9 protein-coding genes are annotated in these 17,149 nt (G+C 70.7%); 7 read left to right on the top strand and 2 right to left on the bottom strand.

Features of this window, described 5'->3' with window-relative positions; all coding sequences use genetic code 11:
* Positions 1-90 precede the first annotated feature (90 nt).
* Both IEY69_RS10510 and IEY69_RS10515 read left to right on the top strand, forming a co-directional pair.
* Positions 91-1,602 (top strand): sensor histidine kinase, encoded by a 1,512-nt coding sequence (locus tag IEY69_RS10510; RefSeq protein WP_189073103.1) that lies wholly within the window; start codon positions 91-93, stop codon positions 1,600-1,602.
* 106 nt (positions 1,603-1,708) lie between these two features.
* Positions 1,709-2,347 (top strand): response regulator, encoded by a 639-nt coding sequence (locus IEY69_RS10515; protein WP_189073104.1) that lies wholly within the window; start codon positions 1,709-1,711, stop codon positions 2,345-2,347.
* 319 nt (positions 2,348-2,666) lie between these two features.
* Here the strand turns inward: IEY69_RS10515 and IEY69_RS10520 are convergent, their stop codons facing one another.
* Positions 2,667-2,867 (bottom strand): hypothetical protein, encoded by a 201-nt coding sequence (locus IEY69_RS10520; RefSeq protein WP_189073105.1) that lies wholly within the window; start codon positions 2,865-2,867, stop codon positions 2,667-2,669.
* Between the two features lie 363 nt (positions 2,868-3,230).
* Here IEY69_RS10520 and IEY69_RS10525 point away from each other — a divergent pair, with 363 nt between their 5' ends.
* The 3 genes from IEY69_RS10525 (at position 3,231) to IEY69_RS21950 (ending at position 11,168) form a co-directional block, all read left to right on the top strand.
* On the top strand, positions 3,231-3,827 hold the full coding sequence (locus tag IEY69_RS10525; protein WP_189073106.1) for an NfeD family protein: 597 nt from the start codon (positions 3,231-3,233) through the stop codon (positions 3,825-3,827).
* 48 nt (positions 3,828-3,875) lie between these two features.
* Positions 3,876-5,834 carry a flotillin family protein gene (locus IEY69_RS10530; RefSeq protein ID WP_189073107.1) on the top strand — a complete coding sequence of 653 codons (1,959 nt, stop codon included), beginning with the start codon at positions 3,876-3,878 and terminating at the stop codon, positions 5,832-5,834.
* A 135-nt stretch (positions 5,835-5,969) separates the two neighbouring features.
* The gene (locus tag IEY69_RS21950) at positions 5,970-11,168 is read left to right on the top strand and encodes a DNA repair ATPase (RefSeq protein ID WP_189073108.1); all 5,199 of its coding nucleotides are present in this window, start codon (positions 5,970-5,972) and stop codon (positions 11,166-11,168) included.
* Between the two features lie 313 nt (positions 11,169-11,481).
* Here IEY69_RS21950 and IEY69_RS10540 read toward each other — a convergent pair whose 3' ends face one another.
* Positions 11,482-13,326 (bottom strand): hypothetical protein, encoded by a 1,845-nt coding sequence (locus tag IEY69_RS10540; protein ID WP_189073109.1) that lies wholly within the window; start codon positions 13,324-13,326, stop codon positions 11,482-11,484.
* A 113-nt stretch (positions 13,327-13,439) separates the two neighbouring features.
* On the opposite strand from IEY69_RS10540, the gene IEY69_RS10545 reads away from it, so the two are divergent.
* Both IEY69_RS10545 and IEY69_RS10550 read left to right on the top strand, forming a co-directional pair.
* The gene (locus tag IEY69_RS10545) at positions 13,440-14,285 is read left to right on the top strand and encodes an IS5 family transposase (RefSeq protein WP_189073110.1); all 846 of its coding nucleotides are present in this window, start codon (positions 13,440-13,442) and stop codon (positions 14,283-14,285) included.
* Between the two features lie 165 nt (positions 14,286-14,450).
* A complete protein-coding gene (locus IEY69_RS10550; protein WP_229783849.1) occupies positions 14,451-16,784 on the top strand; it encodes an EAL domain-containing protein in 2,334 nt (777 codons plus the stop codon).
* The last annotated feature ends 365 nt before the right edge of the window (positions 16,785-17,149 follow it).

The raw sequence follows: 17,149 nt of genomic DNA on the forward strand, positions 1-17,149 counted from the left end.
GGCGGTATGCTCCGACCGGCCCACCCCCCTGGCCAGATGGCCAGTCCCTGCCCCCACCCGGCGCGCCCTACCCTGAACCCCAGACGCCCCATGACCCCCACCTCCGCCACCCCCACCCCGGAACGCAGCGAACGCCGCCTGCTGGCCGCCAGCGTCGCCCTGATCGTCGCGACCACCCTGACCGACGTCCTGACGCCCGCGTCCCTGGTCATCGGCACCCTGGTCAGCGCGCCCCTGGCCCTGGCCGCGCTGGGCGCCAGCCGCCGCGCTACTTTGAACCTCACCGCGCTCGCCATCGCCGGGAACATCCTCGCGGGTGCCGTCAACGCCGCGCGGGACGGCGCGACCCCCACCGACCTCGGCAACCGCGCCGTCAGCATCCTCGCCGCCATCCTGGTCGGCTTCCTCAGCCTGCGCGCCCGCGAGGCCGCCACCCGCGCCGCCCGCCTGCACGAGGAAGAACGCCGACTCCAGCGCGAACGCGCCCTGCGCACCCTGATCGAGGCCGTCAGCGGCCCCCTCACGCAGGCGCAGTTCGTCACCCGCGCCGCACACGCCCTGAAAGACTTCACCGGCGCGGCCACCGTCGAGATCGGCAGCGTCGACCGCGCCGTCCTACGCGAACCCCACGCGCACACCGGCGCCGGCGAGGGCAGCCTGGGCCGCCGCCTGCCCCTGGACCTGCTGGCCCGGCCCGCCACCCGCGACCCAGGGCAGGGGAGACCCGACCAGGTGTGGGCGGTCGGTGGCGGCGACACCTACGTCGCCCGACTCACCCGCCCCAGCGATCCGGAACTCCTGATCCTCCTCACCCGCCCCGCTGCCCCCCCGGATCAGCTCTCGGAAGCCGTGCAGACCCTCCAGCCGCTGCTGGACCGCACCGCGCTGCTCGACGACCTGCACGCCCGGCAGGCCCAGCTCCAGGAACGCGGGGAACTCCTCCAGGACCTCATCTACTCCTTCAGTCACGACCTGCGCACCCCCCTCATGGCGAACGCCGTGAACATGCGCTCCGCCCTCAAAGGCGCGTACGGCCCCCTCCCGGACGACTACGCCGCCACGCTCCGCAACGGCCTGGACGCCAACGCCACCCTCCTGGCCCTCGCCGACCAGCTGCTGCTCGTCGCGAAGTACGAGAGCGGCCAGGAAGACGACGAACTCCAGAGCGTCCCCCTGCGCGACCTCGTCCTGAACGTCGTAGAGCAGCTGCGCCCCGCCGCCGCCACGCGCGGCGTCACCCTGGAGACCACCCTGGACGGCGCCCGCACCCGCGGCCGCAAACACGACCTGCGCCGCGCCGTGCAGAACCTCCTCGACAACGCCGTCCGCTACGCCCCCCCCGGCAGCGCCGTGCACGTCACCCTGGCCCGGGCAGACGACGAGGCGATCCTCAGCGTCCTTGACAGTGGCCCCGGCGTCAGCGCCCCACGCGTCCCCACCCTCTTCCAGCGCTTCCGCTCCGGCGGCGCGGGGGGCGGCACCGGCCTGGGCCTGTACCTCACCCGCCGCATCGCCGAACGCCACGGCGGGACCGTCACGTACGCCCGCACCGCCCGCGCCCAGAGCGTCTTCACCCTCACCCTGCCCCTGGAGGACGCATGAGCGTGTCACCCCATCCCAGCTTCCCCCCTCAAGGGGGAGGAGAAACGGCAGACCACGCGCCCGTCACCCCACAGTTCCAGCAACCGCCTGCCCACCCGAGGCCCACATGACCACGCACGTCCTGCTCGTCGAGGATCACGCCTTCACCCGCGACGGCCTGCGCGCCGCCATCAACCTGGAAAGCGACCTGCGCGTCACCGCCGAGGCCCGCAGCGGCGAGGAAGCCCTGGATGTCCTGGCCCGCACCCAGGCCAGCGCGCAACCCGTACAGGTCGCCGTGCTCGACATCGGCCTGCCCGGCATGGACGGCATCCAGACCGCCGCCGAGATCGGCCGCCGCTACCCGCAGGTCCGCATGGTGATGCTCACCGCGCACGACCTGCGCGACGAGGTGCTGGCTGCCCTCGCCTCCGGCGCGCACGCCTATTGCCTCAAGAGCGCCGACCCGGACCTGCTGCTGCTCGGCATCCGCGCCGCCGCCTCGGGCAGCGCGTACCTCGACCCGCAGATCGCGCACCACGTGCTGGGCAGCATCCGCACGCCCCACGCCACCTCACCCCTCACCCCGCGCGAGACCGACGTGCTGCGCCTCATCGCCGACGGACAGGGCAACCGCGACATCGCCGCGAACTTAGGCATCAGTGTCAGCACCGTGAAACTCCACGTGCAGGAAATTCTCGTGAAACTCCACGCCGCCGACCGCACCCAGGCCGCCGTCCAAGCCCTCCGCCAGGGCCTGCTGTAGGGGTCCGCTGGTCTGACATCACACTGCGGAGGTCCTGAGGGTCACTTCCGATATCCTCTGACAACGGGCTTCAGGTGTGTTGAGGGGGGGCCTCAGCACACCTGAAACGAGCGGAGCGAGGAGTCGTCACCACCAGCGGTTGGAAGTGGAGCCCAGGGGCGTGTCCGTGTCCCTTCAACGGAACTGAGAACCGCTGTGAGTCGAGCGTTCCCGTACCGCAGTGGTGAGCCGTGGGGCCGTCTGGAGGTATCGCTGAGCCGGGGCGAGGGGCGGTGAAAGGCGGCGCCCCGGGGTGTGATCGGGGGCGCCGCGGCTGCGGTCAGAGGCTGCGGTTCTGGCGCCGCCAGGAGCGCAGCACGATGCCGCCGGCGATCACGCCAGCGGTGCCGAGGCCGGCGGCCACGGCCTGGGCGGGTGGCAGGTGAATCAGGAGCCCTGAGCTGAATACCGTGAGAGGCAGGATGGTCAGTTCCTTGGGACGTTTATGCAGGGAGCGGAGCAGGTGGCGGCGCTTGGGCATACTTCATGATGTTTATCAGATTCTCACTGAAGGTGCGGCTGAGATGGCGCCGCCGCGTGAGGATCAAGGCCAGATGAATCACCTGTCGTCCGGCGACAGCGGCGCTGGGACGCGGTCGGTCCAGAGCGTCCCAGCACATCGACTCTCTCCGGTTGTCGTCGGCTGCAGGAGACCTGGCCCCCAGCCCGGGAACCCGCCCGCTGATGAGAACGTACTGAGCACCATGAGCATCCCACGCTGGCGGTTCCTGAAGTTCTGGCCTTCTCTGGCCACGGACCCGCCCGGTGCGGGCGCTCAGATGTGGCAACGCGCCGTCCATCCGGGCGCTAGGGTGCCCGGCATGGCTCCCCCTGGCCACCCGGCGTGACCGAGTTCCTGCACGTGGCGCTGTCGTTCCCGACCGCGCCCTGGACGGCCCTGCTGACCGTGATCGCGGCGGCGGCGCTGCTGGCCCTGCTCGGCGCCATCGACGGCATCTCCGGTGGAGGTGAAGGGCTGCTCGACAGCCTGCTGGTGCGGGTCGGGCTGAACGGCGTGCCGCTGCTGCCGGTCGCGCTGACCCTGACTCTGACTGGCTGGCTGAGCTGCTACCTGGGCCAGCTGCTGCTCCTGCCGCTCGTCGCCCCCGCAGGACGCGGGGTGGTCTCGGCCGCTCTGCTGCTCGGCTCCGCGGCCCTCGGCGCGCTGGCCGCTCGGGCAGTCGCCCGTCCCCTGCGGCGGTTCGTGCAGGGGCAGGACGCCCTGGCCCGCACGCAGCTGCTGGGCCGCGTGGCCGTCGTCGAGTCCGGCACGCTCTCCGCCACGGGCCGCGTGAGTGTCCAGGACGGCGGCGCTGGCCTGATGCTCGACGCCCGCAGCGACGGCGACACCCTCCTGCGCGGCGAACGCGTGCTCCTCGTGGACCACGACCCGGCCACCCACATCTTCACCGTCCGCCGCGCGGACCCGACCGACACCTGACCCCTCAACCCCCGACCCTGATTCCCCCCATTCCTGCCTGGAGGACGTATGCCTGACCTTTCCGTGATTCTGCCCTTCCTGATCGGCCTGGCGATCGTGCTCGTCGCCCTGATGATCCTCGTGGCGCTCGTCCGCGGCTTCTACATGAAAGTCGAGCAGGGCACCGCGCTGATCGTGAACGACCTCTCCGCGCGGCCCAAGGTGCGCTTCACCGGCGCGCTGGTCATCCCCGTGCTGTACAAGGCCGAGATCATGCGCATCAGCCTGATCACCCTGCAGGTCGACCGCCGCGGCAAGGAAGGCCTGATCTGCAAGGACAACATCCGCGCGGACATCACCGTCGCGTACTACCTGCGCGTGAACGAGACCACCGAGGACGTCCTGAAGGTCGCCAAATCCATCGGCGCGAACCGCGCCAGCGACCTGAACGCCGTGGATGAACTGTTCAACGCGAAATTCAGCGAGGCGCTGAAAACGGTCGGGAAGAAGTTCGACTTCATCGAACTGTTCGAGAAGCGCGAAGAGTTCCGCGACGCGGTCGTCGCCGTGATCGGCCGCGACCTGAACGGCTACGTCCTCGAAGACGTCGCGATCGACTACCTCGAACAGACGCCCAAGAGCATGCTCGACCAGAACAACATCATGGACGCCGAGGGCATCCGCAAGATCACGCAGCTGACCGCCGCGCAGAACATCGTCACCAACGAACTCGCGCAGAACGAGCACCTCGCCGTCACGAAGAAGAACGTCGAGACCCGCGAGGCCACCCTGGCCCTCGAGCGCCAGCAGGCCGAGGCCGAGGCGCGGCAGAAACGCGAGATCGAGACCATCCAGGCCCGCGAGAACGCCGAGACGCAGCGCGTGCGCGAGGAGCAGCGCCTCATCTCCGAACAGGCCCGCATCCAGACGACCGAGCAGGTCGAGATCCGCGAGCAGGAACGCCAGCGGCAGGTCGAGATCGCCGAGCAGGCGAGGCTACGCGCCATCGCCATCGAGGCCGAGCGCGTCGCCCGCGCCGCGAAGATGGAGGCCGTCACCACCGACCGCGAGGTGAAACTCCAGGAGATCGAACGCGACAAGAACGTCGAGCAGGGCGTCATGGACGTCGCGAACATCACCCGCGAACGCATCTCGATCGACAAGACGGTCGCCGTCGAGGAGGAGCGCATCAACGAGGTGCGCGAGGTGAGCGCCGCCGACCGCGCCAAGCAGGTGCGCGTCATGCAGGCCGAGGCGCAGGCGCAGGAACAACTGGTGCAGGAGGTCAAGGCCGCCGAGGCCGCCGAGACCGCCGCCCGCCACCGCGCCGCGGAGCTGACCACCATCGCGCAGGCCGAATTCGACGCCGCGTCCCGCCAGGCCGAGGCGAAGAAACTCCTCGCCGACGCCGTCCGGGTCGAGCAGGCCGCGCCGGGCCTCGCGCAGGTCATGGTGCAGGAAGCGAACGCCAGCGCCCTGGAGAAGACCGGCGTGGCCGAAGCCCGCGTGATCGAGGTCAAAGCCGACGCGAACCTCAAACTCGGGCAGAACGAGGCCCGCGTCCTCGCCGAGCGGCTGGGCGCGCAGGCCGAGGGCGAAACCCGCCTCGGTCAGGCGAAGGCCAGCGCCACCCAGGCGCTCGGCACCGCCGAGGCGAGCGCCACCCGCGACCGCATGAACGCCGAGGCCGAGGGCCTGACCGCCAAGTTCGGCGCGATGGACCGCATGAGTGCCGACGCCCGCAGCCACGAGGAATACCGCATGGCACTCGAAACCAGCCTCCAGCAGGCCCTGGCGTCCATCGAGGCCGGGAAGGAGATCAGCCGCGAGAACGCCGAGGTCATCGCCGCCGCGCTGAAGAACGCCAAGATCGACCTCGTGGGCGGCGAGGGCGGCATGTTCGAGGCCCTCACCAGGGCCCTGAGTCTCGGCAAGGCCGTGGAGGGCTTCACGCAGAAGAGCCCGCTGTTCCAGAGCGTCCTGAGCCGCTTCGGCGTGAACGTGCAGCGGGAGAACCGCCCGAACTGAGTGGGGGGCCGGGGGGCAGGTCAGGTGCCTGCCTCCCCGCTGAGTGACCGCAGGAAAGGACCGTGGCAGGCTCACGCCGACGGGAGACCGGGCGTGGGCCGAGTGGCGCGCGCGCCGGAGTGAATGGGGGAGAGGATGACGCAGGAACCAACGCCCGGTGCGGGCGCACCGGGAACCGAGACGGGCGGGAGCTTCGAGGTGCTGCGCCGCCGCCTGGACGCGCTGGGCGCCCAGGTGCGCGCGGCTGCCGAGGGCCTGAATGCCGCGCGCGTCGCGGAGTACGGCGACAGTCGCCTGAGTCTGCTGGGCCGGGCGCACATCCGCACCGCGCAGGCCAGTGTCGGGCGGGACCTGGTGCAGGTTGGGGACGTGATGCTGTTCGGCTTCAACGTCACGCACGGCCTGAAGGCCCGCACGGAACTGGCGGACGTGTTCGCGCTGTACCGCCTGACGCACGAGGGCGGCGCGTTCGACGTGCAGCCTGCGGCGCTGGAGGGGTCGTTCCTGACCGATCCGGCGTTCGTGCGGGACTTCGAGGAACTGTACGCGTACTACCGGCACGCGCGGCTGCTGCAACTGGAGATCCGCGCGGGACGGCTGCTGGCGTCGTTCCAGATCGGGGAGCGCCTGACCGACCGGCGGGTGTTCCGCTGGGACCTGACCGGGGAGGGCGCGCGGTACCTCGATGCGCGCGGCGAACGGGACCTCAGTCCGCTGCCGCCCTTCGATTTCGAGTGGACCCGCGCGGGGCGCGATCAGGAGGTCAGTGGGCGGTTCCCGCACCTGAACATCCTGGACACGCTGTTCGTGGAGACGGCGGGCGGCACGCTGACCGTGAAGGTCGAGAACAACACCGAGACCGGTGAAGGCATCTACAGCGAGCCGGTCGAGGAGCGCACCCAGGGCCTGGACGACGCGACGTTCGAATTCGCGCGGGTGGGTCGCCTGATCCTGCTGCGCGTGCTGCCGTACCGGGAGAAGACGTGGCGCGGCCTGATCTTCGACACGCTGACCGGGCGGGTCAAGCGTGAGGACGCGGTCACGCGCGGCTGCGTGCAGCTGCCCGAGGAGCACGGCATCGTCTTCCCCGGCGGGTATTACCTGCCGGGCGGTGAGCACCGCGCGTTCGAGGGCTTCACGCCCGGCATGGCCCTGGACCGGGTCGTGCGCAGCCCGAACGGGGAGGACGTGCTGTTCGTCTTCTACGATCAGGACTCGGGCCGCAGCGCCCTGCTGGTGTACAACCTGATCCGCCGGGAGGTGCAGACGCCCATCAGCGCCCACGGGGACGCCGCGCTGCCCGACGGGCGCATGGTGCTGTTCCAGGCGGAGGCCGAGCCCACGCAGGTCCACGCGGTGCAGGTGTGGCAGACGCCCTTCACGAGCGACGTGTTCGCCGCGCAGCGCCCGCCCGGCACGTCGTTCCTGGGCCGGCTGGGGAACGCGGAACTCGTGCGGGGCGTGTCGAACCTGCTCGCCCTGGCGAGAGCCGCGCAGACGCCGGAAGTCACGGCCGCGCAGTACGCCGCGCTGGCTGAGCAGGCCCGCCGCCTGCCGGACACGCACCACTGGCTGGACGACGAGCACACGGGCGGCGCGCGCACGCTGCTGCGTGACGTCACGGCCGCCGCCGAGGCGGTGCTCGACGAGTTCGAGAAGGTGCAGGCCCTGCGCGTCCAGGCGGCGCAGACCCTCGCGGACGTGCAGGGCGCGGTCCGCCGCCGCCTGACGACCCTCGACCCGGAGGGGTGGCGCAGCCTGCCGGAGTTCGTGACTGCCCTGGCCGAGCTGACGGCGCTGCGCGCCCGCCTGCTGACGGTGCGCGAGACCCGCTCCATCGACGTGGGGGCCGTGGACGCCCTGCTGGCGGAGGTGCAGGCGGCGCACGCGCGGGTGGGCGGCGCGACCGGCAGCTACCTGGCCGACCCGGCCGCGCTGGCCCCGTTCCACGCGCAGCTGGACACGCTGAACGCGCAGGTAGAGGCGGCGGGCACCACCCGCGAGCTCGCCGCGGCGCTGGAAGCGCTGGGCACCCTGGCGACCGAACTGGACGTCCTGTCGGACATGCTGGGCTCGCTGCCCGCCGAGGACCCGGTGCAGCGCACCCAGGTCGTCGAGGGGGTCTCGGCGCTGTACGGCCGCCTGAACGGCGTGCGCGCCCGCGCCGAGGGGCAGCGCCGCAGCCTGGGAAGCGGGGAACTCACCGCGCGCTTCGCGGCGCAGTTGGCGCTGCTCGCGCAGACCGTCACCGGCGCGCTGGGCACCGCCGACACGCCCGAGAAGGCCGAAGAGGGCCTGTCCCGCGCGCTGCTGGCCCTGGAGGAACTCGAAGGGCAGTTCGGGGAGCACGAGGCGTTCCTGCCGGACATCCTCGCCCGGCGTGAGGAGACCGTGGAGGCCTTCGAGTCCCGCCGTCAGGCGCTGCTCGACGAGCGGCAGCGCCGCGCGCAGGGCGTCGCCGACGCTGCCGACCGTATTCTGGCGGGCCTCCCGGCGCGCGCGGCGCGCCTGACCGATCAGGACGCCCTGAACGGCTTCTTCGCTGGGGACGCGCTCGTGCTGAAACTGCGCGACCTGACCCTGAAACTGACCGAGCTGGGCGACAGCGTCCGCGCCGGGGACATCGAGGCCCGCCTGAAGGCCGCGCGCGATCAGGCGCTGCGGACCCTGCGTGACCGCGCCGACCTCGAAGGGGACGGCGGCGCGCTGATCCGCCTGGGCCGCCACCGCTTCAGCGTGAACACCCAGACGCTGGACCTGACGCTGCTGCCGCGCGGGGAGCACCTGGCGCTGCACCTGACCGGCACGCAGTTCATGGAGCCGCTGCGCGACCCGGCGCTCGACTCGGGCCGCGCGTACTGGGACGTGACGCTGGAGAGCGAATCGCCGGACCTGTCCCGCGCGGAATTCCTGGCCGGGGAGGTCCTGGCCGCCGCGCGGGCAGGGCAGGAGGGCCTGACCCTGGACGCCCTGCGTAGCTTGACGCCGGACGCGCGGGCCGGACTGGTCGCCACGTTCGCCGCCGCCCGCTACCGCCAGGGCTTCCAGCGGGGCGTGCACGACCACGACGCGGCGCTGATCCTGAACGCGCTGCTGCCGCTGCTGGACGCCGCGGGGCCGCTCGTCGCCCCACCGGAGGCGCGCGCGCTGGCCGCCGCATTCTGGGCGCAGGCCGACGCGACCTGGACGGCGCGCCTGACCTCCGCGCGGGCGGTGCAGGCGCTGCTGGGCAGCGGCGCGGCCCTCGCGGACGCCCGCAAGGCCCTGGAGGACGCGCTGCGTGAATTCCTGACCCGCGTGCCGCTGCCCATTCCCGACGCCGTGATCCCGGAGGCCGCCGCGTTCCTGACGGAGGCGGCCCCGGACGTGGGCGGCGTCTTCCCGTTCACGCAGGCCGCCGCCGACCTGAACGCCGCGCTGGACGGACACTTGCGCGCCGCCGGGCAGCCCGACGCCCTGCGCGTCAGCCTGGACGCCCTGCGGGACGACCCGGTCCAGGCCTGGACCCTCACACACGCGTGGCTGGACGCCCTGACCGGACGGGACGACACCCGCGCCCTGGCGCGCTTCGTGCCCGAGGCGGTCGCGCTGCGCCTGTACGGGGACGCCCTGCGCGCCCAGCCGCGCCCCGTCACGCTCGACGCGACCATCACGGGGCTGCTGAGCGACCACCCGCGCCTCCAGGGCGGCACGCTGCACCTCGCCGCAGACGACCTGCTCGGCCGCCTTGCCACGCACGCCCGCAGCTTCCTGCCGGGCCTTCAGGCCTTCCAGGCGCAACGGCAGGCGGTGCTGACCCGCGAACGGGCCCGGCTGCGCCTCGCGGAATTCCAGCCGCGCCCGCTGACCTCGTTCGTGCGCAACCGCCTGATCACCGACGTGTACCTTCCCCTGATCGGGGACAACCTCGCCAAGCAGATCGGCGCGGCCGGGGACGGCAAACGCAGCGATCTGATGGGCCTGCTGCTGCTGATCTCCCCGCCCGGCTACGGCAAGACCACCCTGATGGAATACGTCGCGCACCGCCTGGGCCTCGTGTTCGTGCGCGTCAACGGCCCCAGCCTCGGTCACGCCGTGCGTTCGCTCGACCCGGCGCAGGCCCCGGACGCCGCCAGCCGCCAGGAACTGGAGAAACTCAACCTCGCGCTGGAGATGGGCGGGAACGTCATGCTGTACGTGGACGACATCCAGCACACCCACCCGGAATTCCTGCAGAAGTTCATCGCCCTGACCGACGGCACCCGCCGCATCGAGGGCGTCTGGAACGGAGAGCCGCGCACGTACGACCTGCGCGGGCGGCGCTTCGCGGTCGTCATGGCCGGGAACCCCTACACCGAGACCGGCGAGGTGTTCCGCATTCCCGACATGCTCGCCAACCGCGCCGACGTGTACAACCTCGGCGACGCGCTCGGCGGCATGCAGGACGCCTTCCTGCTCTCGTACGTGGAGAACAGCCTCACGAGTAGCGCCGTGCTCGCGCCGCTGGCCGGGCGGGACCTGAGCGACGTCCCGAAACTCGTCGCCCGCGCCCAGGGCCACGAGGATCCCGGCGAACTGTCGCACCCGTACAGCGAGGCGGAACTCACGGAGATCCTCGCCACGCTGCGCCTGCTGCTGCGCGCCCGCGACACGCTGGCCCGCGTGAACGCCGCGTACATCGCCAGCGCCGCCCAGGCTGACCGCGACCGCACCGAACCGCCCTTCAAGCTCCAGGGCAGCTACCGCAACATGAACAAGATCGCCGAGAAACTCAGCCCCGTCATGAACGACGCCGAACTGGACGGCGTGATCGGCGACCACTACCGCGGCGAGGCGCAGCTCCTCACGACCGGCGCGGAGGAGAACCTCCTGAAACTCGCCGAGCTGCGCGGCACCCAGACGCCCGAGCAGGCGGCGCGCTGGGCGCAGATCCGCGAGAATTACGCCCGCGAACGCCGCATGGGCGGCGCCGACGGGGACACCGGCGCGCGGATGGTCGCGCAGCTGGCCGACATCGCGGGCGGCCTGGACCGCCTGAGTCTGGTCCAACCTCCTGCGTTCCAGGCGGCACCCTCCCCCGTGCCCGCCGAGCCGCTGGCGGCGCAACTTCAGCCCCTGCTGGCCCCGCTGATCGCCGCCCTACGTGACCGCCCGGCTGTCACGGCCCAGCGGCCCGACGCCGACCCGCCGGGCGACGCGATCACCCCGCTCATTGCCGCCCTGGCCAGCGTCGTGCAGGGGCAGCAGACAACCAACGCCGCCGTGCAGGAACTGGCCGAGGTCATCCGCAGGCGGCAGAACGGCATGCGGCCCCTGGGCGGCCCGCCCGGCGGAGGGCGGCACGAGGGCAGCTGAGCGCGCGTGAGCCGGTGAGCGGCGTCCCGGCAGCGGAGAAGCCCACCGGACGGCGGTGACCGGTCGGTGTCCGGTGGCGGTCTGACCGCGGTGTTCGGTTTCATCGAAGGACGAACAGTGCGCCCCTCGCCTCCACCTCACCCCCCTGCCATGCTCAGGTGCTCGCTCTGCTCGATTCAGAGGTCGTGAAAGTCCCCCTGAAAACCGCTGTGAATTCTGCTGTGAGCGCTCGGCGCGGCTGCATCTGAACGGCCGAAGAGGACCGGCGTGACGGTGACCCCCGCCGGCGTGGAGCGCCGCAGGGCGCCGAGGATCAGGGGGCGCACGTCAACTCCTCCTGGCTGCTCCAGGTGCAGCGGAGCTGCTGGCCGCCGGGCACGGTGGCGTCCAGCACGTCGCCGTCCCGGGCATCCGGCGCGAGAACGTACCCGTCGCCCATCAGGGTCAGCGGCTGACCCTGCCACTGCACGGCGGTTCCAGGTGGGACAGGCAGGCGGCGCAGGGGTTCACGGCCCAGGTCGGCGGTCAGGTCGGCGGTCTGCAGGTCCTCCGGGCCGAGCTGAACGGTCCATTGCGACTGCCGGACCGTCCACCCGAGCGGCAGGTGGTCCGGGTTGACGGTCAGGGTGACCGCCTGCTCGGGAACGACACTGAAGGCCACGCGGCCGTCCGCGCCGGTCGGCAGGGTCAGGTCGCCCAGCGTCACGGGCAGGTCCGGGACGCCCAGGTGGACCATCAGGACCGCCGGGCCGCCGGAGGGCACGAGGTGACCGTCCAGGGTGACGCCGCTGCTCACGGCCACGCGCGTGCGGGTGCCGACCTGCAGCGTGACGTCCGCCGGTCCGCGCGCCCGCACCTCCAGGGGGGTCCGGTCGGTCGCGGCCGTGGCGGTCACCGTCCAGTTCTCGGCCCGGCCGGTCACCGAGGCGCTCAGGTGCGGGGCGCCGCTCTGCGCGGTCACGCGGACGTCCGGGCTGGGCGTCCAGACGAGCCGCACGCCGGCCGTCACGCGGCCCTCCTGCACGGCGACGCTGGCGGTGGTGACGGTCTGGGGCGCCGGCCAGTCCTGCACCTGCACGCTGCCGCGCAGGGCGGGTTTCCCCCGCTCGACCTCGAGGTCCAGCTGACCGGTGACCTGACCGCTCAGCGTGCCGCTGGCGCCCACGGCCACGCGCTGCACCTGTCCGCCGGTGACTTGCACGCTGGTCTTCAGGGTGGTGTCCGCCTGCCGGGCCAGGGCGAACTGCGCCTGCTGCGGATCGAGACTGGCCTGCGCGCTCCACTGGCTGCCGTCCGCGGCGAGCCAGGTGGCGCTGACGGCGGCGCCGGGGTCCCGACCGACCGCGCCGCTGAGCGTGACGGTCATCCCCGGGGACGGCGAGGCGGTCACGGTGCCGCTGGCCTGCCAGCTGTCCGCGCCGAACTGCACGGTGAGCGCCGCGTCAACGTCGTGCGGGGCGGGGCGGGTGCGGCGCAGGTCGACGGGGAGACTCAGGGTCCGGGTGCCCGTGCGTTCCCGCATGGTGACGGTCACCCGGCCGCTGACCGGCGGCCAGGACGCGGTGTCGATCGTGGTCCGCCCGGCCGCGTAGCGGCCGCTGTACAGCAGGGCCGGGCCGAGGTGCACCTCGACCGTGCCGGGCTGCTCGGCGTTCAGGATCAGCGGGGCCGGCTGGGCGCGCGGCGCGGTGCGGGTCAGGCGCACCTGCCAGGGCTCTGCGCTGAGGCTGCAGTACTCGACGCTGGCACTCAGGCGGGCGCCGCTGGGCTGAACCTGCCCGTACTGGGCGCGCAGGTTCAGGCTGGTGACCTTGCCGGCGCTCACCTCGCCCTGCAGCTGAACGGCGGGGTTCACCTGCCAGCTCAGCTGGGCGCGGGCCGCGGCGCCCTGATCGCTGTCGAGCTGCACGTCGCCGCGCAGCACGGCGCCGGCGGTGGGCTGCGCGGCGCGGGCCGCGCGGGGCGGGACCGGTGGGGTCGGCAGGGTCAGGGTCACCTGCAGGGTGGACCGGTCGAGTCGGGCGGGGTACGGCACGGGTTGCCACGCGCCGTCCGGGCACAGCGGCTGCGCGCCGAACGGCTTGAGGTCCCCGATGAGGATCAGCAGGTCCGCGCCGTCCTCGGCGATCAGCGCGTCGCCCTGGACCTGCCCGTCCACGATCAGCTGAACGGGCAGGTTCTGGCAACTTAAAGTGCGTCTGAAAAACGTGCTGGCGCAGGTTTCCCCAGAGGCGTCGTGCGCGCACGGTAGAGGTCGGAGGTGGGGTACCCATGACCCGAGCTGCGTATCCAAACGATCTGACCGACGCCGAGTGGAACGTACTTTTTCCCCTTCTATCGCAAGCATCACCCATTGGTCGTCCACGGAAGTGGTCGCTGCGAGAGATCCTGGACGGGATCTTCTACGTGCTGCGAGGTGGGATTGCCTGGCGGTCGATGCCACACGACCTCCCCCCCTGGCAGACGATCTATCACTATCACCGCCTATGGCGACTGCGAGGTGTCTGGGAGGCACTTCATACGGTCCTTCGGGAGTTGGTCCGCCAGCGTGAGGGTCGCGCAGCGACCCCCAGTGCCGCGATCATCGACAGCCAATCGGTGAAAACGACCGAAGCCGGTGGACCCCGCGGCTACGACGGTGGAAAGAAAGTCAGTGGCCGTAAGCGTCACCTCCTCGTCGACACCCTGGGACTCGTCATGGCGATCAAAGTCCATGAGGCCGATATCCAGGACCGCACCGGTGCGGTCCTCCTGCTGCGCGACCTGCCCAATGTGTTCCCACGCATGGAGCACGTGTGGGCGGATGCGGGGTACACCGGTAAGCTGGCGAGCGACATCAAGACCCATCTGGGCTGGACGATGGAGATCGTCAAACATCCTTGGTCCGGGTGGCAGGGGACCTGGGCACCAAAGGACGCACCTCCACGCGTCGTGGAGGTGCCAAAAGGGTTTGTGGTGCTGAAGCGGCGTTGGGTGGTGGAGCGAACCTTCGCCTGGTTGGGGAAGTCGCGGCGGATGGCCAAGGACTACGAAGCGCTGATCGAAACCGCCGAGAACTTGGTCTATGAAGTCATGATTCGGCTGATGGTGCGTCGCCTGGCAAAAGATCCACCCTGACGGTTTTCAGACGCACTTTAATCGCCTGGACATGCTCAGCCCATATTGAGATTGAAGGCATAAAGACGGCCGTAAGACGAGCAACTCTACTGTAGGTGTGTGACCTCGGCTGCTGCTTCCTCTGACCTTCAGCCGACCGACGCGCGGCTCCGTGAGCTTCTGGCTGTGGCTGATCCGATGGTCGTGTCGGACGCCGTGCAGGCCGAGGCACTTCTGCGTGAAGCTCATGCTCTGGCCCTGCACGTGGGTGACGTGCGCTCGCAGGCGCTCGCCCTGACGCTGCTGGGCGCCACGTTCTATTTCCGCTCGCAGTACCACCAGGCGCTGGCCGTACTGACTGAGGCGCAGGAAGCGGCGGACCTCGCGCAGGACAGTGCGCTTCAGTCGCGGGTGGCGAACAACATGGGTATCTGCGCCGTGGCGCTGGGCCGCTACGCGGACGGTATCCACTGGTACCAGCGTAGCCTGGACGTCGCGCAGGCGAATGGGGATGATGCGGGCCGGGCCCGCACGCTGAGCAACGTGGGCCTCATTCACGTGGAACTGGGCGATTACGAGCTTGCGCTGGAGATCTTCGAGCAGGTCATGAGCCTGACGCATTCGGGTGAGGAGCGTCACTCTCCGAGCATGTCCTCCAACACCATCAACATGGTGTACTCGTACTACCACGTGGGCAAACCGCAGGAGGCGCTCTCACTGGCGCTGGAGCACCTGCCAGTGTTGCAGGCGCTGGGCATCCGGCAGCATGAGGTGGTGCTGCGCGCCTGGATGGTGCCCTGCCTGGTTGCGACCGGTCAGACGGCCGAAGCGGCGCGGCAGGCCAAGGCCCTGTTGCCCCTCGCGGAGCAGGTGAACGATCACGAGCAGCTCGCCAACGTCCGGATGTTCTACGGGCAGGCGCTGGCCCAGATGGGGCAGCTGGACGCCGCGTACGAGCAGCTGCAACTGGCGCTGGGAGAAGCCCGCCGGCACGAGATCCGCACGCCTGAACGCCTGGCGCTGCTGCACCTCAGTCGCGTGCACGCCGACCGGGGCGAGTGGCAGCAGGCGTACGAGACACTCCAGTCGCACGAGGAACTGAGCCGGTCCCTGCAGGCGCAGACGGTCGAGCGGAAAGCGAAGGTGCTGAGCGCGCAGATGCAACTCGAAATTCTGCGCCGTGAAGCAGAAGTGGAGCGCCGCCGCAACAACGAGCTGACGCAGGCCAACGTGGCCTTGCAGGCCGCTCAGGACACGCTGCAGTACCGCGCGACACACGACGCCCTGACCGGACTGGCCAACCGGGCGCACTTTCAGGCGGAGGTGGCGCAGGCCCTGGACGCGGAGGAGTCCACCAGGTTCGGGATCCTGTTTCTCGACCTGGACCGCTTCAAGGAAGTCAACGATACGCTGGGCCACGACGTCGGAGATGAACTCCTCCAGGCTGTCGCCCGGCGCCTGACGCAGTCGGTCCGCGCCGGTGATCTGGTGGCGCGCATGGGCGGCGACGAGTTCACGGTGATCCTCCGGAACCTGCGCAGCGATCAGGACATCGACCATGTCGCCCAGAAAATTCTCAACCAGTTGGTCCAGCCCGTTCAGGTCAAGGGCCACACCCTGCACGTGACGGCCTCCATCGGTGCCGCCGTCGCCCCGCGCGACGGGCAGGACGTCACCACCCTCCAGCGGCACGCCGACATCGCCATGTACCGCGCCAAGCAGGCCGGCAAGAACGGCGTGCGCCTCTACCACCCGGCCATGGGTGAGGCCGCGGCTGAACGCGTGGACCTGGAACGCGACCTCCGGCAGGCCCTGGACGGCCAGCAGTTCACCCTGCACTACCAGGGCCAGTTTGATGGCGCCACCGGCGCGCTTCAGGGTTTTGAGGCGCTGGTCCGCTGGCAGCATGCCACCCAGGGCGTGCTTCTGCCGAGTAAGTTCATCGGCTTGGCTGAGGAAACGCAGCTGATTCTGCCGCTCGGCGCGTGGGTGCTGCAGGAAGCCTGCCGGCAGGCCGCCGCGTGGCACGCCGTCACTCCGGGGCTGACCATCAGCGTGAACGTCAGCGCGGTGCAATTCGAGCATCCGGGCTTCAGCGCCGCCGTGCGTGAGGCCCTGGACCGCTCTGGCCTCCCGGCCGGGTGTCTGATCCTGGAACTGACGGAAAGCGCCGTGCTGCGCGATCCGGCGGCGGCGGCGCAGCTGACGCACCTCAAGCGCCTTGGCGTCCGGGTGGCGCTGGATGATTTCGGAACGGGGCAGAGCAGCCTCAGCCTCCTCCACAGTCTGCCCATTGACGAGCTGAAGATTGACCGGTCGTTCGTGCAGTCCGCGAACCGCGTGCTGCTGGAAGTCATGCTGCACCTCGCGCAGGGCCTGAACCTGCGCGTGGTCGCCGAGGGCGTGGAAACTGCGGATCAGCAGGCGCTGCTCCGGACGCTGGGTTGCGACAGCCTCCAGGGTTACCTCCTGGCGCGTCCAGGGCCAGCGGAAGACGCGCGGTCCCTGCTGACCCCGTAATGCGGGGCGACGTCATTCAGGCGCAGGGCATACCCGACTGGATCGTGACGGGTCCCCATGCACCAGACCGATCAGGGCCCGTCAGGTCTGGTGGCCTGGGTGAGCAACAGGGCTGGGCCGGAGACAGCCGCCCGACCGCGTTGAACGACGGCCCATGACGTCTTCAGGTGACCTTCACCCAATTCGAGCATCGTTCCTCACCGATGCGTGGGCGCCCGTCACGGCGTTGACACGTCCCACTTCGGCGCGCGCGGCAGAGTGGAACGGTTCCGCCAGCGCGGCGGACACGTGACAGGGGACGGTTCTGGCAACTTAACCTCGGCGGAGCCGAAGAAGCTCAGCAGGTCGCTTGAGAATCAAGCGAC

Source organism: Deinococcus sedimenti, assembly GCF_014648135.1.
Classification (GTDB): domain Bacteria; phylum Deinococcota; class Deinococci; order Deinococcales; family Deinococcaceae; genus Deinococcus; species Deinococcus sedimenti.